21 protein-coding genes are annotated in these 22,100 nt (G+C 72.1%); 7 read left to right on the top strand and 14 right to left on the bottom strand.

The features are described from left to right. Window positions 1-6: 6 nt before the first annotated feature. A complete protein-coding gene (ispD, locus tag AB0B39_RS19365) occupies window positions 7-702 on the bottom strand; it encodes a 2-C-methyl-D-erythritol 4-phosphate cytidylyltransferase (RefSeq protein ID WP_234583398.1) in 696 nt (231 codons plus the stop codon). 56 nt (window positions 703-758) lie between these two features. Then, window positions 759-1,244 (bottom strand): CarD family transcriptional regulator, encoded by a 486-nt coding sequence (locus tag AB0B39_RS19360; protein WP_007073334.1) that lies wholly within the window; start codon window positions 1,242-1,244, stop codon window positions 759-761. A gap of 329 nt (window positions 1,245-1,573) precedes the next feature. Between AB0B39_RS19360 and AB0B39_RS19355 the strand changes: the two genes are divergently transcribed. Further along, a complete protein-coding gene (locus tag AB0B39_RS19355) occupies window positions 1,574-2,251 on the top strand; it encodes a hypothetical protein (RefSeq protein ID WP_357574971.1) in 678 nt (225 codons plus the stop codon). 9 nt (window positions 2,252-2,260) lie between these two features. Here AB0B39_RS19355 and AB0B39_RS19350 read toward each other — a convergent pair whose 3' ends face one another. The 4 genes from AB0B39_RS19350 to AB0B39_RS19335 all read right to left on the bottom strand — a co-directional run bounded on the left by AB0B39_RS19350 (window position 2,261) and on the right by AB0B39_RS19335 (window position 6,051). Continuing rightward, complete coding sequence (locus AB0B39_RS19350) at window positions 2,261-2,893, bottom strand: hypothetical protein (protein WP_357574970.1); 633 nt, start codon at window positions 2,891-2,893, stop codon at window positions 2,261-2,263. Window positions 2,894-2,924: 31 nt separating this feature from the next. Next, window positions 2,925-3,983, bottom strand: a complete 1,059-nt coding sequence (locus AB0B39_RS19345) for a type III polyketide synthase (protein ID WP_234583401.1) — start codon at window positions 3,981-3,983, stop codon at window positions 2,925-2,927. Between the two features lie 85 nt (window positions 3,984-4,068). Continuing rightward, complete coding sequence (locus tag AB0B39_RS19340) at window positions 4,069-5,235, bottom strand: acyl-CoA dehydrogenase family protein (protein ID WP_234583402.1); 1,167 nt, start codon at window positions 5,233-5,235, stop codon at window positions 4,069-4,071. Window positions 5,236-5,277: 42 nt separating this feature from the next. Next, window positions 5,278-6,051, bottom strand: coding sequence for a methyltransferase domain-containing protein (locus AB0B39_RS19335; RefSeq protein ID WP_234583403.1), 774 nt, complete (start codon window positions 6,049-6,051; stop codon window positions 5,278-5,280). A 46-nt stretch (window positions 6,052-6,097) separates the two neighbouring features. On the opposite strand from AB0B39_RS19335, the gene AB0B39_RS19330 reads away from it, so the two are divergent. From AB0B39_RS19330 to disA, 4 genes are all read left to right on the top strand, one after another. Next, window positions 6,098-6,937: a UbiA family prenyltransferase gene (locus AB0B39_RS19330; RefSeq protein ID WP_357498266.1), complete on the top strand. Its 840-nt coding sequence runs from the start codon at window positions 6,098-6,100 to the stop codon at window positions 6,935-6,937. 139 nt (window positions 6,938-7,076) lie between these two features. Next, complete coding sequence (locus tag AB0B39_RS19325; RefSeq protein WP_357574969.1) at window positions 7,077-7,865, top strand: hypothetical protein; 789 nt, start codon at window positions 7,077-7,079, stop codon at window positions 7,863-7,865. 87 nt (window positions 7,866-7,952) lie between these two features. Beyond that, complete coding sequence (gene radA, locus AB0B39_RS19320; protein ID WP_234587521.1) at window positions 7,953-9,410, top strand: DNA repair protein RadA; 1,458 nt, start codon at window positions 7,953-7,955, stop codon at window positions 9,408-9,410. A 131-nt stretch (window positions 9,411-9,541) separates the two neighbouring features. Continuing rightward, window positions 9,542-10,723, top strand: a complete 1,182-nt coding sequence (disA, locus tag AB0B39_RS19315) for a DNA integrity scanning diadenylate cyclase DisA (protein ID WP_007466050.1) — start codon at window positions 9,542-9,544, stop codon at window positions 10,721-10,723. Window positions 10,724-10,729: 6 nt separating this feature from the next. On the opposite strand, the gene AB0B39_RS19310 is transcribed toward disA, so the two are convergent. The 3 genes from AB0B39_RS19310 to AB0B39_RS19300 all read right to left on the bottom strand — a co-directional run bounded on the left by AB0B39_RS19310 (window position 10,730) and on the right by AB0B39_RS19300 (window position 12,700). Then, window positions 10,730-11,476 carry a hypothetical protein gene (locus AB0B39_RS19310; RefSeq protein WP_234587519.1) on the bottom strand — a complete coding sequence of 249 codons (747 nt, stop codon included), beginning with the start codon at window positions 11,474-11,476 and terminating at the stop codon, window positions 10,730-10,732. A gap of 118 nt (window positions 11,477-11,594) precedes the next feature. Continuing rightward, entirely contained in the window at window positions 11,595-12,191 is a 597-nt protein-coding gene (locus AB0B39_RS19305) for a peptide deformylase (RefSeq protein ID WP_357574968.1), read from the bottom strand. Beyond that, on the bottom strand, window positions 12,188-12,700 hold the full coding sequence (locus AB0B39_RS19300; protein WP_357574967.1) for an ACT domain-containing protein: 513 nt from the start codon (window positions 12,698-12,700) through the stop codon (window positions 12,188-12,190). Before AB0B39_RS19300 ends, AB0B39_RS19305 begins: the two co-directional genes overlap by 4 nt. 96 nt (window positions 12,701-12,796) lie before the next feature. On the opposite strand from AB0B39_RS19300, the gene AB0B39_RS19295 reads away from it, so the two are divergent. Then, a complete protein-coding gene (locus AB0B39_RS19295; protein ID WP_357574966.1) occupies window positions 12,797-13,708 on the top strand; it encodes an A/G-specific adenine glycosylase in 912 nt (303 codons plus the stop codon). Between the two features lie 783 nt (window positions 13,709-14,491). Here AB0B39_RS19295 and AB0B39_RS19290 read toward each other — a convergent pair. The 3 genes from AB0B39_RS19290 to lysS all read right to left on the bottom strand — a co-directional run bounded on the left by AB0B39_RS19290 (window position 14,492) and on the right by lysS (window position 19,529). Then, on the bottom strand, window positions 14,492-17,035 hold the full coding sequence (locus tag AB0B39_RS19290; protein WP_234587510.1) for an ATP-dependent Clp protease ATP-binding subunit: 2,544 nt from the start codon (window positions 17,033-17,035) through the stop codon (window positions 14,492-14,494). 528 nt (window positions 17,036-17,563) lie between these two features. Further along, window positions 17,564-17,908, bottom strand: coding sequence for an Lsr2 family protein (locus AB0B39_RS19285; RefSeq protein WP_234587506.1), 345 nt, complete (start codon window positions 17,906-17,908; stop codon window positions 17,564-17,566). 112 nt (window positions 17,909-18,020) lie between these two features. Next, the gene (gene lysS, locus AB0B39_RS19280; protein WP_357498211.1) at window positions 18,021-19,529 is read right to left on the bottom strand and encodes a lysine--tRNA ligase; all 1,509 of its coding nucleotides are present in this window, start codon (window positions 19,527-19,529) and stop codon (window positions 18,021-18,023) included. 89 nt (window positions 19,530-19,618) lie between these two features. Between lysS and AB0B39_RS19275 the strand changes: the two genes are divergently transcribed. Continuing rightward, on the top strand, window positions 19,619-20,359 hold the full coding sequence (locus AB0B39_RS19275) for a class I SAM-dependent methyltransferase (RefSeq protein ID WP_357574965.1): 741 nt from the start codon (window positions 19,619-19,621) through the stop codon (window positions 20,357-20,359). A 38-nt stretch (window positions 20,360-20,397) separates the two neighbouring features. Here the strand turns inward: AB0B39_RS19275 and AB0B39_RS19270 are convergent, their stop codons facing one another. Continuing rightward, entirely contained in the window at window positions 20,398-21,156 is a 759-nt protein-coding gene (locus tag AB0B39_RS19270) for a type III pantothenate kinase (RefSeq protein ID WP_234587497.1), read from the bottom strand. Window positions 21,157-21,173: 17 nt separating this feature from the next. Beyond that, on the bottom strand, window positions 21,174-22,070 hold the full coding sequence (gene nadC, locus AB0B39_RS19265; protein ID WP_357574964.1) for a carboxylating nicotinate-nucleotide diphosphorylase: 897 nt from the start codon (window positions 22,068-22,070) through the stop codon (window positions 21,174-21,176). Between the last annotated feature and the right edge of the window lie 30 nt (window positions 22,071-22,100).

Genomic DNA, 22,100 nt, shown 5'->3' with positions numbered 1-22,100 from the left:
TACGCGTCAGCCGGCGGCGGCGAGCAGGTGCTCCGCCAACGCCAGGTCGAACGGACGGGTGATCTTCAGGGCGTACTCCGAGCCGGGCACGCAGCTCACGGCGATGCCCTGCTTCTCGACCAGGCCGGCGTCGTCGGTGAGCGGGTCGCCGGCCGCGGCGTGCGCGGCGGTCAGGACCGACCGGCGGAAGCCCTGCGGGGTCTGCACCGCCCGCAGGGCGGCCCGGTCGACGGTGCCCAGCACCACCTCGTCCGCGCCGACCTCCTTGATCGTGTCGACGACCGGCAGGACGGGAATCACCGCGGCCCGGCCACCCCGGACCGCGGCGGCGACCGATTCCACCAACTCGGGCGGGGTCAACGCTCGGGCGGCATCGTGCACCAGGATGATCGTCGGGCCGGCCGGCACCGCCGCCAGCGCGGCGGCGACCGAGGCCTGCCGCTCGGCGCCACCCGGCACCACGATCACCGGAGCCACCGGCGCCAGCAGTTCACGGACGCCCACCACCTCAGCGGCGGGCGCGGCCACCACTATCGTGTGCACCGACGCCGCGGCGGCGAGCCGGCGTACGGCGTGCACCAGCAACGGCTCGCCAGCGAGCAGGCGCAGCGCCTTGGGTCGGCCGGGACCGAGCCGTACGCCGGCACCCGCCGCAGGCACGAGGACCGCGACGTCACCGCGCGGATTGAGCTGCGCGGTCACGTCGCGGTCCTCGGTGGTTTCTTCGCTACGAAGTGGGTACGACGATGCTGTGCGGACTAGGCCTCGGTGAGGACCTTGTCGAGCAGCGTCTCCGCCTCGTCCTTGGTGCTCTTCTCAGCCAGCGCGACCTCGCCGACGAGAATGTCGCGGGCCTTGGCCAGCATCCGCTTCTCGCCTGCGGAGAGGCCCCGCTCCCGCTCCCGGCGCCACAGGTCACGCACGACCTCGGCGACCTTCAGCGGGTTGCCGGAGGCCAGCTTTTCCAGGTTGGCCTTGTAACGCCGCGACCAGTTGGTCGGCTCCTCGGTGTGCGGAGCCCGGAGAACGTCGAAGACCTTACCGAGGCCCTCTTCGCCGACCACCTCACGGACGCCCACGATCTCGGCGTTCTCGGCCGGCACCCGGACCGTCAGGTCACCCTGCGCGACCCTCAGGACGAGATACTGCTTGGGCTCGCCCTTGATGACCCGAGTCTCGATTGCCTCGATGAGTGCGGCCCCGTGGTGGGGGTAAACAACGGTCTCGCCGACACTGAAAACCATAGGTTCGAAACCCCTTTCGCTGTGTCTAGGGTAACACGCTCAGGCAACGATGTCTCACCGATGTCCTGACCGTTGGCGCAGCTCAGGGGCCCTGTGAGAGGTCTTTCTTCAGCTTGACAGGCGGTCAAACCGATGGTTCGAACACGCTCCGTAACGCACGGATGACTTCCCGGTACGGGTGAACAGAACGTCGAGATCAAGGGCAATGCGCTCCTCCCATGGTATCCCGCCCGGCGGAAACGCGCCCAGGTGTAGCGGGAGGTGCCCCCGGTGCGGGACGCTGGAGTCCGAGCCGCACTCCGCTCTCGAGACGCTTCGGAGGGGGTCCGATGGGCAAGCCGGACGCAGAGGGCCACGGGCCTCCCGACGGCCTGCCCGACCTGCCACCCGAGTGGGGCCGCGTCGTCGTCCCCGACGACGCTTCGGCCCTGGCGAGCGAGGCGGCCGCGGTGCGCCGCGAGCTGCGCCGCGCGGCCGGCCGCCACACCGGGCACCGCGCCCTCACCCTGCCGCTGCTGGTCCTGCTGGTGGCGATGCTCACCACCGTGGCCGGCCTGGTCGCCGTGACCTGGCCCCGCGTCGGCCGGGGCACCGACCGACCCACCCCGACGCCCTCGACGCCGCCCGTGACGCTCACCGGCCAGCCGCTGCCCGCGCTGGACCTGGTCGACGCCGGGCAGGCGCCGGTGCCGCTGCGTGGCCTGCTGCCCGCCATGATCATCCTCGTGGACGACTGCGGCTGCCCGGACGTCGTCACCGAGGCCGTGGCGGCGGCGCCCGCCGGTGTCACAGTCGTCACCGTTACCGAGAGACGGGCTGTCGCGACCGCACCGCCGGCCAGGGGCGTCCGGGCGCTGGCGGATCCCGCTGGTGGGCTGCGCTCGTTCCTCGGGCCCGGCGCCGCGAACGCGCTGCTGGTCGACCGCACCGGCGTGGTGACCCGGGTGCTGCCGGACCCGGGGTCTGTCGACGCGTACCAGGACGACCTGATCTCCCTGGCCCGCTGAGCGGTCGTCCTAGGCGGGGGGCAGCGCGACGAGCTGCGCCTGGACGTCGATGGGCTCGTCACCGGCGGTCGACAGGGTCACCCCGAACGGCCCCCCGCCGGGCAGCACCTCAGCGGAGGCCAGCGTGCCGTCGCAGTCGATGCGCGGCGGGCCGGCGATCCCGGCCCCCGTGCTCGTCACCGCCAGCGTGCCCGGTCGAGTGCACCGGTACTGCAGCAGATAGCGCGAGCCGTCGTCGGACGACTGACGCGTCACCTCCTGGCCGGGGGTGAGCTCCCGCTGCTCCCGCCAGACCGTGGCGCGGAACGAGGGCAGGTCACTCCCGGGAGAGAGCACGCCCTGATCGTCGCCGAGATCGACGACAGCGCCCGTCGCCGGGTCGACCAGCGAGGACCCGCGCTCCACCCGGACGGCCTCACCCGTTTCGGGATCCACCCGCACCGTCACCCGTCCCTCGGGCACACCACGGGCCAGGACACGCTCCAACTCGGTGCTGACGCTCGGCTCGGCGCTCGGTTCGCCCACCGGCCCGGCCATTGGCGTGGGCGCGGCGGCACGCCACCACCAGCCGCCGACCGCCAGCGCGGCCAGGGTCACCCCGGCCAGCACCGCCGACCGCAGCCGGTCCTCCGCCGCATCCATGTGGTGAGCGTACCGGTCGGGTCGCCGGCGCTCAGTCCTGTCGATCCAGCAGGGCGGCGTACAGGGTGAGGCCCGGACCGAACGCCAGCATGAGGACCCGCCGGGGCGCCGGAGTCGAACGGCCCAGCCGGTCCAGGATCAGCAGGACTGTCGGCGACGAGCAGTTGCCGTGCTCGTCGAGCGTCGCCCGGGACGCGGCCAACGCCTCCGGCGGCAGGGCCAGTTCCCGCTCCACCACGTTGAGGATGCGGGGCCCACCCGGATGCACCGCCCAGCCGTCCACGTCGGAACTGACGCCGCCGTGCCGGGCCAACAGGTCATCCACCAGCCCCCGGACGTGCCGGGAGAGGACCTGGGGCACCTTCGGCGACAGCCCCATCCGGAACCCCGCGTCGGTGACGTCCCAGGTCATGTGGTCGGCGGTCGAGGTGTCGGTGACCGACGTGACCTCGCGCAACGCGTACCCCCGACCGCCGGGCACCAGCACGGCGGCGACCGCCGCGTCCGAGAAGAGCGCGTGCGACACGATCTGCTGGGTGTCCACCCGGGCGGTGGACGGCTGGATGTGCAGGCTGGTCAGCTCCGCGCAGAGCAGCAGCGCCGGCCGGCCCCGGGCGGTCACGAAGTCACTCGCCGCGCCCAACCCCGGAAGCGCCGCGTAGCAGCCCATGTGGCCGACGAACATCCGCTGCGTGTCCGCTGCCATGCCCAGGTCGCGGGCGAGCAGGATGTCCAGCCCCGGGGTGGCGTACCCGGTGCAGGAGCAGACGATGAACAGCCCGATGTCGCTGGCGTCCAGACCGGCGGCCGTCAGCGCACGCCCCACCGCCTCCTTGCCGAGCGGCAGCGCCTCCACCTGGTACCGACGCATCCGGCGCTCGGTCGGCCAGTCCGAGACGTCCTCGAGCAGCGGGTTGACCGCGGCCTGCCGTCGGGTCACCCCCGAGTTCGCGAAGATCCGCTGGGCCAACGACCGGGTGGTGCCGGTGAAGTGCCGGGAGAAGAAGCCCTCCCACAACTCGTCCTGCGAAGCGGACGGCGGCTGTGCTGTCCCGAGCCCCGCGATCACTGGTACGGACACGATCCCCACCTCTCGTCAGACGCTGTCCTCCCCCTGGCCGTCCCACCGGCCACCTCGGCCGGCCCCTCCCCCGTACGTGTAACGCCGCGCGGGCTCACCAACGCGGTACCGATGCGTCGCGATCCGGGTCCCCGCCCAGAGCGGCGATGCCCAGCCAGTCGGCGCAGACGTCCGAGGTGGCCGGGTGCAGCGAGCCGCAGCGGGCGTCCCGGTAGAGCCGCTCCAACGGGTGACCACGCCGGGTCGCCGACGTCCCCGCCGCCTCCAGCATCGACGCCGCCACCTCGGCGGCAGTGGTGCCGGCCAGCAGCTTCGCCCGCCACACCCAGCGGTTGGTCTCCGCGTCTCCCGGGGCGTCGTCCACCCGGCGGGCCGCCTCGGCCACCACCAGTTGGGCCGCCGCGGTCGCCGCGTCCGCCCGGCCCAGCCGCGCCCGCACCGCCGGCAGGCCGGCCAGGTTGCGGGCGTTGAGATGCTCGGCCGCCGCGTCGATCGCCGCCCGGGCCACCCCCACGTAGACGGCCGCGTAACTGGCCACCAGCCAGTGCGGCATCAGCTGGGCGACCACCAGCGCCAACCCCTCCACCCCGCCGAGCAGCCGGTCGGTCGGCACGGTGACGTCCAGGTGCAGGTCGTGCGACGACGTGGCGCGCATGCCGAGGGCGTCCCAGGTCGGCTCGACGCTCAGACCGTCACCGGCCGGCACCAGGAACTGCGACACCACCGACTGGTCGGCGGAGCTACGCGCGGCCACCAGGTAACCGTCGGCGTGCCCGGCACCGGAGCAGAACGTCTTGCTGCCCTTGAGGTGCCACCCCTCGTCGGTCGCCTCGTAGACCGTGCTCAACGCCGAGAGTCGCGCACCTGCGCCGCGCTCGCTCATCGCCACGGCGTACCAGGAGCCCTCCGCGGCGGCGGTGAGCAGTCGGTCCCGGGCGGCCAGCGCCTCGTCCGGCACACCCAGGGCCTCGGCCAACTCCTCGGTGACCGCGCCCAGCGCGCCCGTCACCGAGGCGTGCATGTTGAACACCAGCGCGGTCGCGCCGTTGCCCCGGGCAAGTTCGGTGGCGACCGCGGCGTACTCGGCGAAGCTGGCGCCCAGGCCACCCAGCGCGCGGGGCACCATCAGCCCGAACAGGCCGGCCTCCCGCAGGTCGCGGAAGTCGTCGACCGGAAAGGAGCCGTCCCGGTCGTGCTCCGCCGCCCGCGCGGCGAACCGCGGCGCCAACCGGCGGGCCGCCTCAAGCGCGTGCACCGTCATATCGCTTCCTCCTCGGCGTCCCATACCCCGCCACGAAGCCGACTATCCTCTGCGGACCCCCTGGCCCTGGTACAGCACGGCGGTGGACCGCGTCGGCACGATGCGCGGGACCCGGCCCGTCGACGTCGCGCCCGGCGTCCGCGCCGCGCGCGCCCGGCGCACCAGCCAGCCGACCAGGCCGCCGACCTGCGGACGGATGCCGCGCAGACGCAGCTCGACACCGTGCCGGGCGCACTCGGCCACCAGCGCGCGAGCGTCCACGAACAACCGTGGATCGTGGATGCCACGCGGCACGGTCGGCAGCCGCTCGGCGATCCGTACCGCGACCAGCCGGGCCAGCGCCGTGTCGTTGAGCGTGTCCAGCACCAGCAGGCCGCCCGGGCGCAGCAGCCGACACGCCTCGGCCACCGCGCGCGGCCAGTCCGGAACATGTTCCAGCAGCTCACCGGCCGAGACCACGTCGGCGCACCCGTCCGGCAGCGGCACCGCGGTGACATCACCCTGGACCACGCGCACCCCGTGCCCGGCGGCCTGGACCAGCGCCGAGCGGGTCAGGTCGACACCGACGTGCCGGTATCCCTTGCCGGCGAGGTGCGGCGCGAGCAGCCCGGCGCCGCAACCCAGATCGACCAGGACCGCGCCCGGGCGGGTCGCCGGCGGCACGAGCGCAGCGCGGGCCTCGGCCAGCCAGTGCAGCATCGCGAACGCGCCATCGGGCCGCCACCACTCGCCGGCCAGGTCGTCGTACTGGCGCGGGTCGTTGCGCGGCAGCACCCGAGGACCGGTGGACGCCGCGGCCGCAGCCACGTCTCGCATGGCACCGAGCGTGGCACGACTGCTCGGTAACGACCAGACTTCCCTTATGTCGTCGAGGGTGTTAGGGCTGGTCAGAGCGAGCCATCCGGAACCGGCCGTCGCAGTGACCACGGTGTCCGGTCTGCTGGCCTGGGGAGTGGGGCACCGGCCGTCGGGAATCGTCTCGGTGGTGCTCGCCGTACTCGCCAGCCAGCTCGCCGTCGGCTGGACCAACGACGCGTTGGACGCCGAGCGGGACGCCACTGTGGGGCGTACCGACAAACCGGTCGCCGCCGGCGCGGTGGGCCGGCGCGTCACGGCCTGGGCCGCGGCGGCGGCCGCGCTGGCCTGCCCGCTGCTGGCGCTGACCACGAACCCTCCGGCGGCGCTCTGGCTGACTGTCGCCCTCGTCTCCGCGCTGCTCTACGACTGGCCGCTCAAGGCCACCGTCTTCTCGGTGGTGCCGTACGCCGTGTCCTTCGGCGCGTTGCCCGGCTTCGTGGTGCTGGCGCTGCCCGGCGAGCCGACCCCGCCGGCCTGGCTGCTGGCGGCGGCGGCCTGCCTGGGGGCCGGCGCGCACTTCGCCAACGTGCTGCCGGACCTGGCCGACGACGCCCGGACGGGGGTACGCGGTCTGCCGCACCGCCTCGGCGCGGCGGGCAGCCGGGCGGCCGCCGCGGGCCTGCTGCTCGCCGCGACCGCCATCCTGGTCCTCGGGCCGCCCGGGCCGCCGTCGGCCCTCGGGCTGGCGGCGGTCGGCACGGCCGCCGTCGTGCCGCCACTGAGCTGGTACGCCGGACGCTCGGCGGCCCGGGCGGGCCGGCGGCCGGTGTCCGCCTTCCGGGCGGTCATGCTGGTGGCCCTCATCGACGTCGTTCTGCTGGTGGCGAGCGGTCGGGTGGTGTGACGGGCACCCGGAAAGGTGGCATTGCCGGGTCCCCGTGCGGGCCTCGATCAGCTCCAACTACCCTGGAGCGCGGTCTGCGCGGGTATGGCCACCGTGCCCGGCGTGCGGCCGGGTGGGGATCGTAACGAGGAGGACCGACGTGACGCGCTCGATCAGGGGATCCCGGCGGGCGGCCCTGCTGCTGTCCGGGATGGCGGCGGCTACCAGCCTGCTCGCGTCCGGATGCGGCGCCGGCCAGATCGCCGAGACGGCTTTGAAGGAGCCGTCGGTCCAGGGCGTCAACCTCACGACCCCCAACGGCGCCTACTCGGTGCGTGGTCTGCTGGTCACCTACCCGGGCACCGAGGGTTACCGGGCCGGTCAGGACGCCCCGCTCAACGCCGTGATCTACAACGATTCGAAGAGCACCGTGACGGTCACCGTCACCACCCAGAGCGCGCGCGAGGTGTTGATCTCGGGTGGTTCGGCGAGCCCGACGCCGTCGGCCTCCGAGTCGGCGTCCGCCACTCCGTCGGCCTCCGCGTCCGGCTCGGCCACCCCGTCGGCGCCCGAGTCCCGCTCGGCCAGCCCGTCGGCGACCCCGTCCGAGACCGGTTCGTCGTCGGCGACGCCGTCGGCCCCGGAGTCGGCGCGGGCATCGGGTTCGGCGAGCGCCGCTGCGCCGGGTCAGCCCGCCCGGATCGAGCTGGCCCCGCTGAGCTACCTCCAGCTCAACTCGGAGGCCACCACCCAGCTGCGGCTGGTCGGCCTGACCGAGGCGCTGCGCTCCGGCCAGAACGTCGTCGTGACCTTCGACTTCGGCAACGGCAACACGGTCACCGGCCAGGCGCCGATCGCCGTCCCGCTCACCCCGGCCGCGCCCGCCTCGCCGATCATCGAGCGTGAGGGCGGCTACGAGGGCGACGAGGGCGGCACCACCCACGGCTGACCCCGACCCCGACATCGACGAACACCCCGGCGTGGGAACCACCACGCCGGGGTGTTTTCGTCGTACGAGAGGGCTAGCGTCCCTGTGGTGACCACCTCCCGAACGACCTCTGGCCGTGGCGGCACGGCCGGTGCCGCCCGCGGCCGGTCCGCCACCCGCGACCCGCGTCCGGCGTACGAGTGCGACGCCTGCGGGCACCAGCCGCCCAAGTGGGTGGGTCGCTGCCCGGAGTGCGGCGAGTGGGGCTCGGTGGTCGAGTCCACGGTGACCGGCCCGACCGTCTCCGGTCGGGTGGTGAGCTCCCGGCTGCCGGCCGAGCCGGCCCGGCCGATCGCCACCATCAGCGCCGCTCCGGCCCGCGCCCGGCCCACCGGCGTGAGTGAGCTCGACCGGGTGCTCGGCGGTGGGCTGGTCCCCGGTGCCGTGGTGCTGCTCGCCGGCGAGCCCGGCGTGGGCAAGTCGACCCTTCTGCTCGACGTGGCACAGCAGTGGGCGGTGGGCGCCGGCAGCCCTTCCCTGGTGGTCAGCGGCGAAGAGTCGGTAAGCCAGGTCCGGCTGCGTGCCGAGCGGATGGGCACCCTGCACGACCAGCTTTACCTGGCGGCCGAGAGCGACCTGGCCTCGGTGCTCGGGCACCTCGACGCGGTCAAGCCCGGCCTGCTGGTGCTCGACTCGGTGCAGACCATCTCGACGACCGGCACCGAGGGCGTGCCCGGTGGCGTCACCCAGGTGCGCGCGGTCACCGCCGCCCTGGTCTCGGTCGCCAAGGAACGGGGCATCGCCACCGTGCTGGTCGGCCACGTCACCAAGGACGGCCAGGTGGCCGGGCCCCGGGTGCTGGAGCACCTGGTCGACGTGGTGCTGCACTTCGAGGGCGACAAGCACTCCTCGCTGCGGCTGGTGCGGGGCGTCAAGAACCGGTTCGGCGCGGCCGACGAGGTCGGCTGCTTCGAGATGCACGAGGGCGGCATCAGCAGCCTGGCCGATCCGTCCGGGCTGTTCCTCACCCGCTACTCCGAACCCGTGCCCGGCACCTGCGTGACAGTGGCCATGGAGGGGCGGCGGGCCCTCGTCACCGAGGTACAGGCCCTGATCGGCGCGACTGTTGCCGGCTCACCCCGTCGTACGGTCTCCGGCCTCGACTCCGCGCGCCTGGCCATGGTGCTCGCGGTGCTGCAACGGCGTACCGAGCGGTTGACCCTGCACGACCGCGAGGTCTTCGCGGCCACCGTGGGCGGCATCCGGGTGGTGGAGCCCGCGGCCGACCTCGCGGTCGCGCTGGCGGTCGCCTCCGGAGGGCTCAACCTGGCGATCGCGCCGCACCTCGTGGCGATCGGCGAGGTGGGGTTGACCGGCGAGGTGCGCCGGGTGGGAGCGGTGCCGCGCCGGCTCGCCGAGGCGGCCCGCCTGGGGTTCAAGGTGGCGCTGGTGCCGACCGGCTGTGGGCCGGCCAGCACGGGCGCCGGGCCCGACGGGATGCGGGTGACGGAGGTCACTGATGTCCGCTCCGCGCTGCACCATGCGGCCCGCGCGTCCGCTGAGTGACCGAGCGTGTCGACGCGAGCGGCGATACCGGACAGCATCGGCGCAAGTGGAAACGGTTCGAAGGGCGGCATCGTGACACATCACAGTAACCACGACAGCACCCACCGCACGGCAGTCCGTAGACTGTGCCCGTGCCGATCGACCGCGATACCACCAAGCCTGCCGGTGCGCCGCCCCAGGCCCGCACCGGCGCCGTGGGCTCGCCAGCCCGCCCGATCAGCGTGAGTGTGACCGCCGCTGCCGGGAGCGCCGGCGATCCGCTGCGGGCGAACCTCGCCCTGATGGCACCCGGCACCGCGCTGCGGGACGGGTTGGAGCGCATCCTGCGGGGGCGCACCGGCGCGCTCATCGTGCTCGGCTACGACAAGGTCGTCGAGGGTCTCTGCACCGGCGGCTTCCCGCTGGACGTCGAGTTCTCCGCGACCCGGGTGCGGGAGCTGTGCAAGATGGACGGGGCCGTGGTGCTCTCCAGCGACGGCACCCGCATCGTCCGGGCGGCCGTGCACCTGATGCCCGACCCGTCCATCCCGACGGAGGAGTCGGGCACCCGGCACCGCACCGCGGAGCGGGTCGCCCGGCAGACCGGCTACCCGGTGATCTCGGTCAGCCAGTCGATGCGGATCATCAGCCTCTACGTCAACGGTCAGCGGCACGTGCTGGACGACTCGGCGGCGATCCTGTCCCGGGCCAACCAGGCGCTGGCCACCCTCGAGCGGTACAAGCTGCGCCTGGACGAGGTCTCCGGCACGCTCTCCGCGCTCGAGATCGAAGACCTGGTCACCGTGCGGGATGCGGTGGCAGTGGTGCAGCGTCTGGAGATGGTCCGCCGGATCGCCGACGAGATCGCCGGTTACGTCGTCGAGTTGGGCACCGACGGGCGACTGCTCGCCCTTCAGCTCGACGAGCTGATGGCCGGGGTCGACGCCGACCGCACGCTGGTCATCCGGGACTACCTCCCGGTCGGCCGCAAGTCCCGCACGCTGGACGAGGCGCTGGTCGAGCTGGATCTGCTCGGCGCCACCGAGCTGATCGACCTGGTGTCGGTCGCCAAGGCCATCGGCTACCCGGCCGCATCGGACGCGCTGGACGCCGCCGTCAGCCCGCGCGGCTTCCGGCTGCTGGCCAAGGTGCCGCGTCTACCGGTGGCCGTGGTCGACCGCCTGGTGCTGCACTTCGGCAGCCTTCAGCGGCTGCTGGGCGCGACCGTGGAAGACCTGCAGGCCGTCGAGGGCGTGGGCGACGCCCGTGCCCGGGGCGTCCGGGAGGGCCTGTCCCGGCTCGCCGAGGCATCCATCCTGGAGCGGTACGTCTGATCCGGCTCAGCCGGTGATGGTGATCTTCACGGGTGCGCTGTACTTGGTGCCGACCCGCGCGAACACCTGGTACGTCCCGGCCGGCGGGAAGGGGCCGGCGGCCAGCCCGGCGCCGTCGCAGCGGGTGGTGTCCCGCCCGTTCCAGCCCACCTGGTAGGAGCGCTCGAACCCGGGCGTGAAGGACTGCACATCCGAGCCCTGGACCTTGCCGCAGGTGTCCGAGGACCACACCTTCTCGGCGCCGGCCTTGATGAAGATCTCCTGAAGGTCGGCGCCGACGTTGCGGCTGCACGTCCGCTGCGAAGTGTTCTTGATCTTCAGTTGCAGGTCGACCACCGCACCGCGCTGGACCGACGTGGGCCGCGCCACCGAGGTCACGCTGATCTCCGCGTCGGTGCAGGTGCCGTCGTCGACCGACCCGGCCGCGCCCGGCGGCGGGTCGTTGCTGGTGGTCTCGGGGCTCGGGTCCGTGGTGTTCGGACCGGCCGACCCGTCCGGAGCATTCGACTCGGCGGGCGCGGACGCCGACGGCGCCCCGGTCTGCGGGCTCAACAGCGGACCGCCCGGCCCGGGACTCGCCGTGGACGTCGGAGTCGACGTCGAGCCCGCCCCCGCATTCGGTTTGTCGCCGGAGCGGCTCGACCCGGTGCAGGAGTAGAGCAGGACAATCAGGAAAAGAAGCCCCGCTCCGAGTACGACGGCGCGACGCCGCCAGTACACGGCGGGTGGCAGGGGGCCGACCGTCAGACGCATGATGCCCCCCACCGTAGCCGCGCGGCACCCACCAGCCCGTCACGACGCGCCGGAGCGTCACCGGGCCACCGTGGCCAATCTCCACAAAGGACGGAAGCGCCGACAGTCCGCGGCCCGCTCAGAGGTACACCTTGCGCTGGTAGACGGCGTGCGCGCCGGCCACCCGATCCAGGAAGAGCAGCCCCGCGCAGTGGTCGATCTCGTGCTGCAACGCCCGCGCCTCGAAGCCGTCCGTCACCAACCGGACCGCCGCACCGGTGCCCGGCAGGTCACCCTCCACCACCAGCCGACTGGCCCGCTTCACATCCCCGGTCAGGTCCGGCACCGACATGCACCCCTCCCGGCCCGGCTTCCAGCGGGTCGCCTCGACCACCCGGGCGTTGCAGAGCACGAAGGTGCCGTGCACGGTGACCGCCTTCGGATGCCCCGTCACGTCGACGGCGAAGACCCGCGCAGGCACACCGACCTGCGGCGCCGCCAACCCCACGCAGCCCGGCGACACCCGCATCGTGGCGACCAGGTCGGCGGCCAGCCGGACCGTCTCCTCGGCCGTCGGATCGACATCGTCCCCGGCCCGGCTCAACACCGGATGCGGGGCCGAGACCACGGCCCGCACCTCGCCCGCCACCGCCAGCGACTCCGGCGTCCAGTCCCCCAGACCGGCGTACGCCTCGACGTCCCGGCCGGCGTCCGGCCCGCTCCGCCCCTCGCTCACAGCAGATCCGGGTCTGCCGGCCGGAGGGTGACCTCGACCCCCAACTCGGCGGCCGTCCGGTGCAGCCGTCCCGTCACCGCCTCGGCCACCCCCGCCGGCAACTCGACCTCGGCCAACACCACGTAGAGCGAACCCGCCAGGCGGGTGCTCAGGTCGGTCACGTTGCCACCGGCGTCCACCAGCACCCGGGTCATCGCCGCGACGATGCCCATCCGGTCCGACCCGTGCACCGCAAGCACGTACGGCTCGCCGGCCGGGGCCACCTCACCGTCGGGCGTCACCGCGCGGACTGTCGCCAACAGCTGCCCCTCGGCGGTCAGCGGCGCCAGCGCCGCCTCCACACCTGCGGCGTCCGGCCCGGTGCAGATGAGGGTCATCGCGAAATGCCCCCGCAGGCGGGTCATCGTGCTGTCGGTGAGGTTCGCGCCCAGTTGGGCCAGCACCTCGGCGACGTCGGCCACGATGCCCGGCCGGTCCCGACCGATGACGGTGATCGCGAGCTCGTTCATCCGCGCATTCTGCCCGATCCGCCCACCGCCACCGCGACACCCCGCCCGAGCCGCCCATCCAGCGGGACCGGACCGCGTGACATCATCGACGGCGCCATGACTCAACCCGATTTCGCCACAGTGGTCAGCCGGTGGTTCCAGCAGCACGCCCGTGACCTGCCGTGGCGGGAACCCGGGGTCAGCCCCTGGGCCATCCTGGTCAGCGAGGTCATGCTCCAGCAGACCCCGGTCGTCCGGGTCGTGCCGGCCTGGCACGCCTGGCTGGCCCGCTGGCCCGACCCGGCCGCGCTGGCGGCCGACACCCCGGCCGAGGCGATCCGCATGTGGGGGCGCCTCGGCTATCCCCGCCGGGCCGTCCGACTGCGGGAGTGCGCGATAGCGATCGTGGACCGGCACGGCGGTCAGGTGCCGGACCGGTTGGAGCAGTTGCTGGCGCTGCCCGGCGTGGGCACCTACACGGCGCGTGCGGTGGCCGCGTTCGCGTACGGGCAGCGACATCCGGTGGTCGACACAAACGTACGACGGGTGGTCTGTCGCGCCGTTGCCGGTGAACCGGACGCCGGACCGGTCACCCGACCCGCCGACCTGGTCGCCACCGAGGAGCTGCTGCCCGCGGAGCCCGCCGCCGCGGCACTGGCCAGCGCCGCGTTCATGGAGCTGGGAGCGGTGCTCTGCACGGCCCGGTCACCACGGTGCACGGCCTGCCCGGTCGAGTCGGTCTGCGCGTGGCGGGCCTCCGGGCAGGCGCCGGCGACCGGCCCGACCCGCCGCCCCCAGCGGTACGCGGGCACCGACCGGCAGGTACGCGGACTGCTGCTCGGGGTGCTCCGGGAAACCACCGGGCCGGTCCCGCACCAGCGCCTCGACCAGGTCTGGACCGACGACGTGCAGCGCGCCCGGGCGTTGGCCGGCCTCGTACAGGACGGGCTGGTGGAACCGGTCGGCACCGACTCGTTCCGGCTGGCCGGCGACGGCCCGGCCCTGCCAACGGCCGACCTCACGACCTGACCTGCCCACGCCCCGCATCCTGCCCAGCGACCCGCTGGCCGCACATCCGCGCGCGCTCCAGCCCCGCCGCAGGCCCACACCGCGCTCGCCCACGCGCCTTCACGCCGCATGCCGCATGCCGCATGCCGCGCGCCGCTGGCAGCTCACTCCAAGATCGTGCTCGATCCTGGATGTAGTGGTGTCAGACCAGGCGGATGCCCCTACATCCTGGATCGAGCACGATCTTGCGGACGGAGGCCCCGTCGCAGGCCACAACATCAGGGAAACTGCTGCCTCCGGACGCCGTGAGGCGACACTTTCCCTGATGTTGCGCGGATCTTGCCGGCCGTGGCAGCGGCGACGGCGGGCGACGCGAGCGGGCGAGCGACGGCGAGCGGGCGGGCGAAGGCGAGCGACGGCGAGTGGGCCGCCGACGGCGAGCGGGCCGCCGAAGGCGAGCGGGCCGCCGAAGGCGAGCGGGCCGCCGACGGCGAGCGGGCCGCCGACGGCGAGCGGGCCGCCGAAGGCGAGCGGGCCGCCGAAGGCGAGCGGGCCGCCGAAGGCGAGCGGGTGGGTGGGTGCTGCGCGTCGGGAGGGCGGCTTGGAGATCGGCTTCGGCGACGGCCTGCTCCTCGCCGATCACCCGAGCCTTGGGTTCCGGCCGGTCGTCGGCGGCGGTGGCTGGCCGGGGTGGTCGCGGGGGGTGTCGAGCGGGGGCGGGGGTGTTGCCTGTGCGGGTAGCGCACAAAGGCGGGGCCCCGGTGGCTTGCGCCACCGGGGCCCCGCCCCCTGCTGCTGGTCGTGCTACTCGTCGGCGCCCGCCGCAGCGGTGCCGGCGGCGGTGCCACCGAGGTCGGCAGGGACGGCGTCCGGAACCTCGACCGGCTTGTCCGCACCGTGGAAGACGAGCTTGGACTTGTCGATGTCGTTCGGGTCGCCCTCGCAGTCCACCACGACGATCTGACCGGGGGTCAGCTCGTTGAAGAGGATCCGCTCGGAGAGGTTGTCCTCGATGTCGCGCTGAATCGTGCGACGAAGCGGACGGGCACCAAGCACCGGGTCGAAGCCCTTCGCCGCCAGGTACTTCTTGGCGTTGTCGGTCAGCTCCAGACCCATGTCCTTGTTGCGCAGCTGCGTCTCGATCCGCTGGATCATGATGTCCACGATGGAGAGGATCTCGGTCTGGCGCAGCTGGTGGAAGACGATGGTGTCGTCGATCCGGTTGAGGAACTCAGGCCGGAAGTGCTGCTTGAGCTCGTCGTTGACCTTCTGCTTCATCCGGTCGTAGTTGGACTCGGAGTCCTCCGACGCCTGGAAGCCCAGCGACACCGCCTTGGCCACGTCGCGGGTGCCCAGGTTGGTGGTCAGGATGATGACCGTGTTCTTGAAGTCCACGATCCGACCCTGACCGTCGGTGAGCCGACCGTCTTCCAGGATCTGCAGGAGCGTGTTGAACACGTCCGGGTGGGCCTTCTCGATCTCGTCGAAGAGAACCACCGAGAACGGCCGACGCCGCACCTTCTCGGTCAGCTGCCCGCCCTCGTCGTAGCCGACGTAGCCGGGAGGGGCACCCACGAGGCGGGACACCGTGTACCGGTCGTGGAACTCGGACATGTCCAGCTGGATGAGGGCGTCCTCGCTGCCGAAGAGGAACTCGGCGAGCGCCTTGGACAGCTCGGTCTTACCGACACCGGACGGGCCGGCGAAGATGAACGAGCCCGACGGGCGCTTCGGGTCCTTCAGGCCGGCCCGGGTACGCCGGATCGCCTTCGAGACCGCCTTGACCGCGTCCTCCTGGCCGATGACGCGCTTGTGCAGCTCGTCCTCCATGCGCAGCAGGCGCGAGGTCTCCTCCTCGGTCAGCTTGTAGACCGGGATGCCCGTCCAGTTGCCGAGCACCTCGGCGATCTGCTCGTCGTCAACCTCGCTGACGACGTCCAGGTCACCGGCCTTCCACTCCTTCTCCCGCTGAGCCTTCTGGCCGAGGAGCTGCTTCTCCTTGTCGCGCAGCTGGGCGGCGCGCTCGAAGTCCTGCGCGTCGATCGCGGACTCCTTGTCGCGACGCACCTGGGCGATGCGCTCGTCGAAGTCACGCAGGTCTGGCGGCGCGGTCATCCGACGGATCCGCATCCGGGCGCCGGCCTCGTCGATCAGGTCGATCGCCTTGTCCGGCAGGAAGCGGTCGGAGATGTACCGGTCGGCAAGCGTCGCCGCAGCCACCAGAGCGGCGTCGGTGATGCTCACCCGGTGGTGCGCCTCGTAGCGGTCGCGCAGGCCCTTGAGGATCTCGATGGTGTGCGCCAGCGACGGCTCACCCACCTGGATCGGCTGGAACCGGCGCTCGAGAGCGGCGTCCTTCTCCAGGTGCTTGCGGTACTCGTCGAGCGTGGTGGCACCGATGGTCTGCAGCTCACCACGGGCCAGCATCGGCTTGAGGATGCTTGCGGCGTCGATCGCGCCCTCGGCGGCACCCGCACCCACCAGGGTGTGGATCTCGTCGATGAACAGGATGATGTCGCCGCGGGTGCGGATCTCCTTGAGCACCTTCTTGAGGCGCTCCTCGAAGTCACCGCGGTAGCGGGAACCGGCGACCAGGGCACCGAGGTCGAGCGTGTAGAGCTGCTTGTCCTTGAGAGTCTCGGGCACCTCGCCCTTGATGATCTTCTGGGAAAGCCCCTCCACCACGGCGGTCTTACCGACGCCGGGCTCACCGATCAGGACCGGGTTGTTCTTGGTACGGCGGGAGAGCACCTGCATGACCCGCTCGATTTCCTTCTCGCGCCCGATGACCGGGTCGAGCTTGCCCTCGCGGGCGGCCTGGGTCAGGTTGCGGCCGAACTGGTCCAGCACGAGGCTGGTCGACGGCGCGGCCTCACCCGGCGCGGCACCCGCCGCGGCGGGCTCCTTGCCCTGGTAGCCGGAGAGCAGCTGGATCACCTGCTGGCGGACCCGGTTGAGGTCGGCGCCGAGCTTGACCAGCACCTGGGCGGCGACGCCCTCGCCCTCGCGGATCAGCCCGAGCAGGATGTGCTCAGTGCCGATGTAGTTGTGGCCGAGCTGCAGCGCCTCGCGCAGCGACAGCTCCAGCACCTTCTTGGCCCGCGGCGTGAACGGGATGTGCCCGCTCGGCGCCTGCTGGCCCTGGCCGATGATCTCCTCGACCTGCTGGCGGACGCCCTCCAGGGAGATGCCGAGGCTCTCCAGGGCCTTTGCCGCGACGCCTTCACCTTCGTGGATCAGGCCCAGCAGGATGTGTTCCGTACCGATGTAGTTGTGGTTGAGCATCCGGGCCTCTTCTTGGGCCAGGACGACAACCCGTCGCGCTCGGTCGGTGAACCGCTCGAACATGCCCTCGTGCTCCTCACGTGCCGTGCGCCTTGATGGTCAAGATCTTGGCGGGGCCGGTGCACGAACGTCCAGGACGGGCGTCCGTGCCTCCTTACTCTATCGTCGCTGACCGACTCAGCTGAGGTCGTGTCTCTCCGGTCTGGGTCAGTTCCACGTCGTTTTGCACAACCGTCCGCGCTCAGGAGGTGTTCCGGTACCCCTGGCGCTACGCGCAGAGCGAAATCCGACCGACCCCACGGAAGGCTCCGCAGTGCCCGGGGATGGCCTTCGACGGCCTCCAGCGGGTGTCGCGGGGGGCGAGCGCCGGTCGTCGGCACCGTTCGGGCTGCCGCACCCGACCCCTTTCGGGAAGTTGTCCACAGGTTGTGGATAGTTACTCCACCGCCTGTGGACAACGCCGGCCGGGCCGGGAAACATTCCGGCCGGCCCGTCCCGGGCGCGGATACGGCGACGCCGGCCCGGAGGATGCTCCGGCCCGGCGTCGGTGTCGCCCTTGCGGTGGCGGCTGCCACCGGTCAGCTGAACGGATCAGCGCTTGGCGTGGTACTCGTCGACGATCTCCTGCGGGATACGGCCCCGGTCCGAGATGTCCTTGCCGGACTTCTTGGCCCACTCCCGGATCGCCTTGTTCTGCTCCCGGTCGGCTGTGGCGCCACCCCGACCGCGGGCGGCCCGCCCACCGATCACCACGCCACCGCGACCCACCTTGGTGCCTGCACCGACGTACGGAGCGAATACGTCGCGCAATTTCGCGGCGTTGGCACCGGACAGGTCGATCTCGTACTGAACGCCGTCGAGCGCGAACTTGACGGTCTCGTCAGCGTCCCCACCGTCCAGGTCATCGACCAGCTTGTGAATGATCTGCTTGGCCACGTCCCACATTCCTTTCGAGCAGGGCGCTCCTGCTAACGAGAGCACAATAACCCCCGCGCTGCTCGCCCCGTCAATAGGATGCCGTTACGACTCGCTGGGAGTCGGCGGACGACTACTCCGGGCGGACCAAGGGGAAGAGGATCGTTTCCCGAATTCCGAGGCCGGTCAGGGCCATCAACAGCCGGTCGATTCCCATTCCCATACCCCCGGCCGGCGGCATTCCGTACTCCATGGCCCGGAGAAAGTCCTCGTCGAGACGCATCGCCTCGTCGTCGCCACGGGCGGCCAACTGCGCCTGGGCCACCAGCCGTTCCCGCTGCACCACCGGGTCGACCAGCTCGGAGTACGCGGTGCCCAGCTCGAAGCCGAGAACGTAGAGGTCCCACTTTTCGGCCAGCCCCGGCTCGCTGCGGTGCGCCCGGGTCAGTGGGCTGGTCTCCTCCGGGTAGTCGCGTACGAAGGTGGGCGCCTGCAGGCCCGGGACGACCAGTTCCTCGAACAGTTCCTCGGCGAGCTTGCCCGGGCCCCACTTCGGGTCCACGGCCAATCCCACCTTGTCCGCGTACTCCACCAGCCGGGAACGGTCGGTGCGGACGGTGACCTCCTCGCCGAGTGCCTCGGAAAGGACACCGAACAGGGTCACCGATCGCCACTCGCCGCCCAGGTCGAACTCCCGCCCGTCGGCATGGGTCACCACCGTCGACCCGCTGACCGCGATCGCCGCCTGTTGCACGAGATTGCGGGTCAACTCGGCCATCGTGTCGTAGTCGCCGTACGCCTGGTACGTCTCCAGCATCGCGAACTCCGGCGAGTGCGAGGAGTCGACACCCTCATTACGGAAGTTGCGGTTGATCTCGAAGACGCGGTCCACACCACCAACGACCGCGCGCTTCAAAAACAGTTCCGGAGCGATTCGCAGATACAGATCGGTGCTCAACGCATTGCTGTGGGTCACGAAGGGTCGGGCCGCCGCGCCACCGTGCAGGAGTTGCAGCATCGGCGTTTCCACCTCGATGAAGCCCTGGCCGTGCAGTGAATCGCGCAGGCTGCGCACCGCCGCCGCCCGGGTGCGGACCATCTGCCGGGCCTGCGGCCGGACGATCAGATCGACGTAGCGCTGCCGGACCCGAGCCTCCTCGGAGAGCGGCTTGTGGGCCACCGGGAGCGGCCGCAGGGCCTTGGCCGTCATCTCCCACCGCTGGGCGAGCACGGACAGCTCGCCCCGCCGGCTGGTGATCACCTCGCCGGTCACGCCGACGTGGTCGCCCAGGTCGACCAGGCGCTTCCACGCCTCCAGTCCCTCCGGACCGACCCGGTCCAGGGAGAGCATGGCCTGCAACTCGGTGCCGTCGCCATCGCGCAGGGTGGCGAAGCAGAGCTTGCCGGTGTTGCGTACGAAGATCACCCGGCCGGTGACCGACACCTGGTCGCCGGTGGCGGTGTCGGTGGGCAGGTCCGCGTACTTCGCGCGGATCTCGGCGAGCGTCGTGGTGCGGGGGAAGCCGACCGGGTACGGCTCCACGCCCTCGGCGAGCATCCGGTCCCGCTTCTCCCGGCGGACCTTCATCTGCTCGGGAAGGTCGTCGGCGGGGTCCACTGGCACGGCGTTCTGCTCGGTCACGGCACGCTTCCTCGTCACGAAGACTACGGGGGGTCAGGCCCGAGCGTACTCAAGCGCTCAGGTGGTCGTTATCGGATAACCTGCCCGCCATGGCGGATCACACTCAGGCGCTCTCGTTCGGCGTGGCCGCAGCCGACTATGACCGGTTCCGGCCCCGCTATCCGGTGGCGGCCGTGCGGTGGGCGCTCGACGGGCTGGACGATTCCGCAGAGGTCGTCGACCTGGGCGCAGGCACCGGCATCCTCACCCGGGGAGTGCTCGCTCTCGGCCACCGGGTGACCCCGGTGGAGCCGGACCCCAAGATGCGCGCCCAGCTGGACGCCGCCACCCCCGGCGTCACCGCTCTGGCCGGCGGCGCCGAGTCGCTGCCGCTGCCCGACGGGTTCGCCGACGCCATGGTGGTGGGCCAGGCGTACCACTGGTTCGACCGGGAGCTGGCGCACGCAGAGATCGCACGGGTGCTGCGGCCCGGCGGGACGTTCGCCCCGATCTGGAACATGCGGGACGAACGGGTCGACTGGGTGGCCGAGCTGGGTCGGATCGCCCACCTCGGTGACAACGCCGGCGACGTCGTCGGACGGTACGAGGACTTCGGCTCCGCGTTCACACCTGTCGAGCTGGGCGAGTTCACGCACCACACGACCCTCACACCCGACGAGGTGATCGCGATGCTGCACACCCGCTCGTACTGGCTCACCGCCGGACCCGAGCGACGGGAGCGCATCGACCGGGAACTGGGCGACCTCTTCGCGGGCCATCCCGAGCTGGCCGGACGGGAAACCGTCGACCTGCCGTACCGCACGGTCGTGCTGCGGGCCCGGCGGCGCTGAGGGGCCGCCCGCAGGACGGCCCCGGCGGCGGCCGGGGTTCACAGGTTGCGGTCGTAGACCATCCGCAGGCCGATCAGCGTGATCATCGGCTCGTGGTGGGTGATGGTGCTGCACTCGTTGATCACCAGGGAGGCGAGGCCGCCGGTGGCGATCACCGCCTTCACCTCGCCCAACTCCTCGGTCATCCGCTCGACGATCCGGTCCACCTGCCCGGCGAACCCGAAGTAGAGACCGGCCTGCAGGCACTCCACGGTGTTCTTGCCGATCACCGAGCGGGGCTTGGTGGCCTCAACCTTGCGCAGCTGGGCGGCGCGGGCGGCCAGCGCGTCGAAGGAGATCTCGATGCCCGGGGCGAACGCCCCGCCCAGGAACTCGCCCCGGCCGCTGATCACGTCGAAGTTGGTGGTGGTGCCGAAGTCCACAACTATCGACGGCCCGCCGTAGAGGGTGAACGCCGCAAGCGTGTTCACCACCCGGTCGGCGCCCACCTCCTTCGGGTTGTCGATCGCCAGCTGCACCCCGGTGCGCACGCCCGGCTCGACGATCACGCTCGGCAGGTCGGCGTAGTAGCGGCCCAGCATGGTCCGCAGCGACCGCAGCGCGGCCGGCACCGTGGAGCAGGCGGCCACACCGGTGATCTCGACGTTGTCCCCGGCGAGCAGGCCCCGGAACATCAGGCCCAGCTCGTCCGCCGTCGAGCGGGCATCGGTCTTGATCCGCCAGGAGTGCACCAGCTTGTCGCCGTCGAAGGTCGCCAGCACGGTGTTGGTGTTTCCGATGTCGATGCAGAGCAGCACTGTCGCAGCCTAGACAACTACTCGGTGCGCAGGTCCATCGCGATGTCCAGGATCGGCGACGAGTGGGTCAACGCGCCCACCGAGAGGAAGTCGACGCCGGTCGCCGCGTACCTGGCGGCCACCTCCAAGGTCAGCCCGCCGGTCGCCTCCAGCTCCGCCCGGTCGCCCACCGCGGCCACCGCCTCGGCCAGCACCTCCGGCGTCATGTTGTCGCAGAGCAGGAAGTCCGCCCCCGCCTCCACCGCCTCCACCGCCTCGGCGACAGTGGTCACCTCGACCTGCACCGGGACCTCCGGAAACGCCTCCCGGACCCGCCGGTACGCCGCAGTGATGCCCCCGGCCGCCAGCTTGTGGTTGTCCTTGATCATGGCCACGTCGTAGAGGCCCATCCGCTTGTTGGTGCCCCCACCGGCCCGCACCGCGTACTTCTCCAGCGCCCGCAGGCCCGGCGTCGTCTTGCGGGTGTCCAGCACCATCGCCTTCGTGCCGGCCAGGGCGTCCGCCCAGGCACGCGTGTGGGTGGCCACCCCGGACATCCGGCAGAGCAGGTTGAGCGCCGTCCGCTCGGCCGTCAGCAGCAGCCGGGTCGGGCCGGTCACCGTCGCCAGCACGTCGCCGCGGGCCACCCGCTCACCGTCGCGGGCCAGCACCGACACCTCGACGGTACGACCGAAGCCGGTCACCTCGCCCACCAGCTCGAACACGGCGGCGGCCACGGCCAGCCCGGCCACCACGCCGTCGGCGCGGGCCACCAGGTCGGCGGTGTCGGTCTGCTCCGCTCCGATGGTGGCCACGCTCGTCACGTCGAGGAAATCGGGCCCCAGATCCTCGACCAGCGCGCCCTCGATCACCCGCCGCACCTGCTCCGGGTCCAGCCCGGTCGCCCGCAACGCCGCCTCGGTCGACCCCGTCAACGCCACCTTGGTTCGCGACTCCGGGGCTCG

It is taken from the genome of Micromonospora sp. NPDC049114 (genome assembly GCF_040648635.1).
GTDB lineage: Bacteria > Actinomycetota > Actinomycetes > Mycobacteriales > Micromonosporaceae > Micromonospora.
The sequence above is the reverse complement of the archived record's forward strand: the minus strand, read 5'-3'. Positions and strand labels throughout refer to the sequence as shown.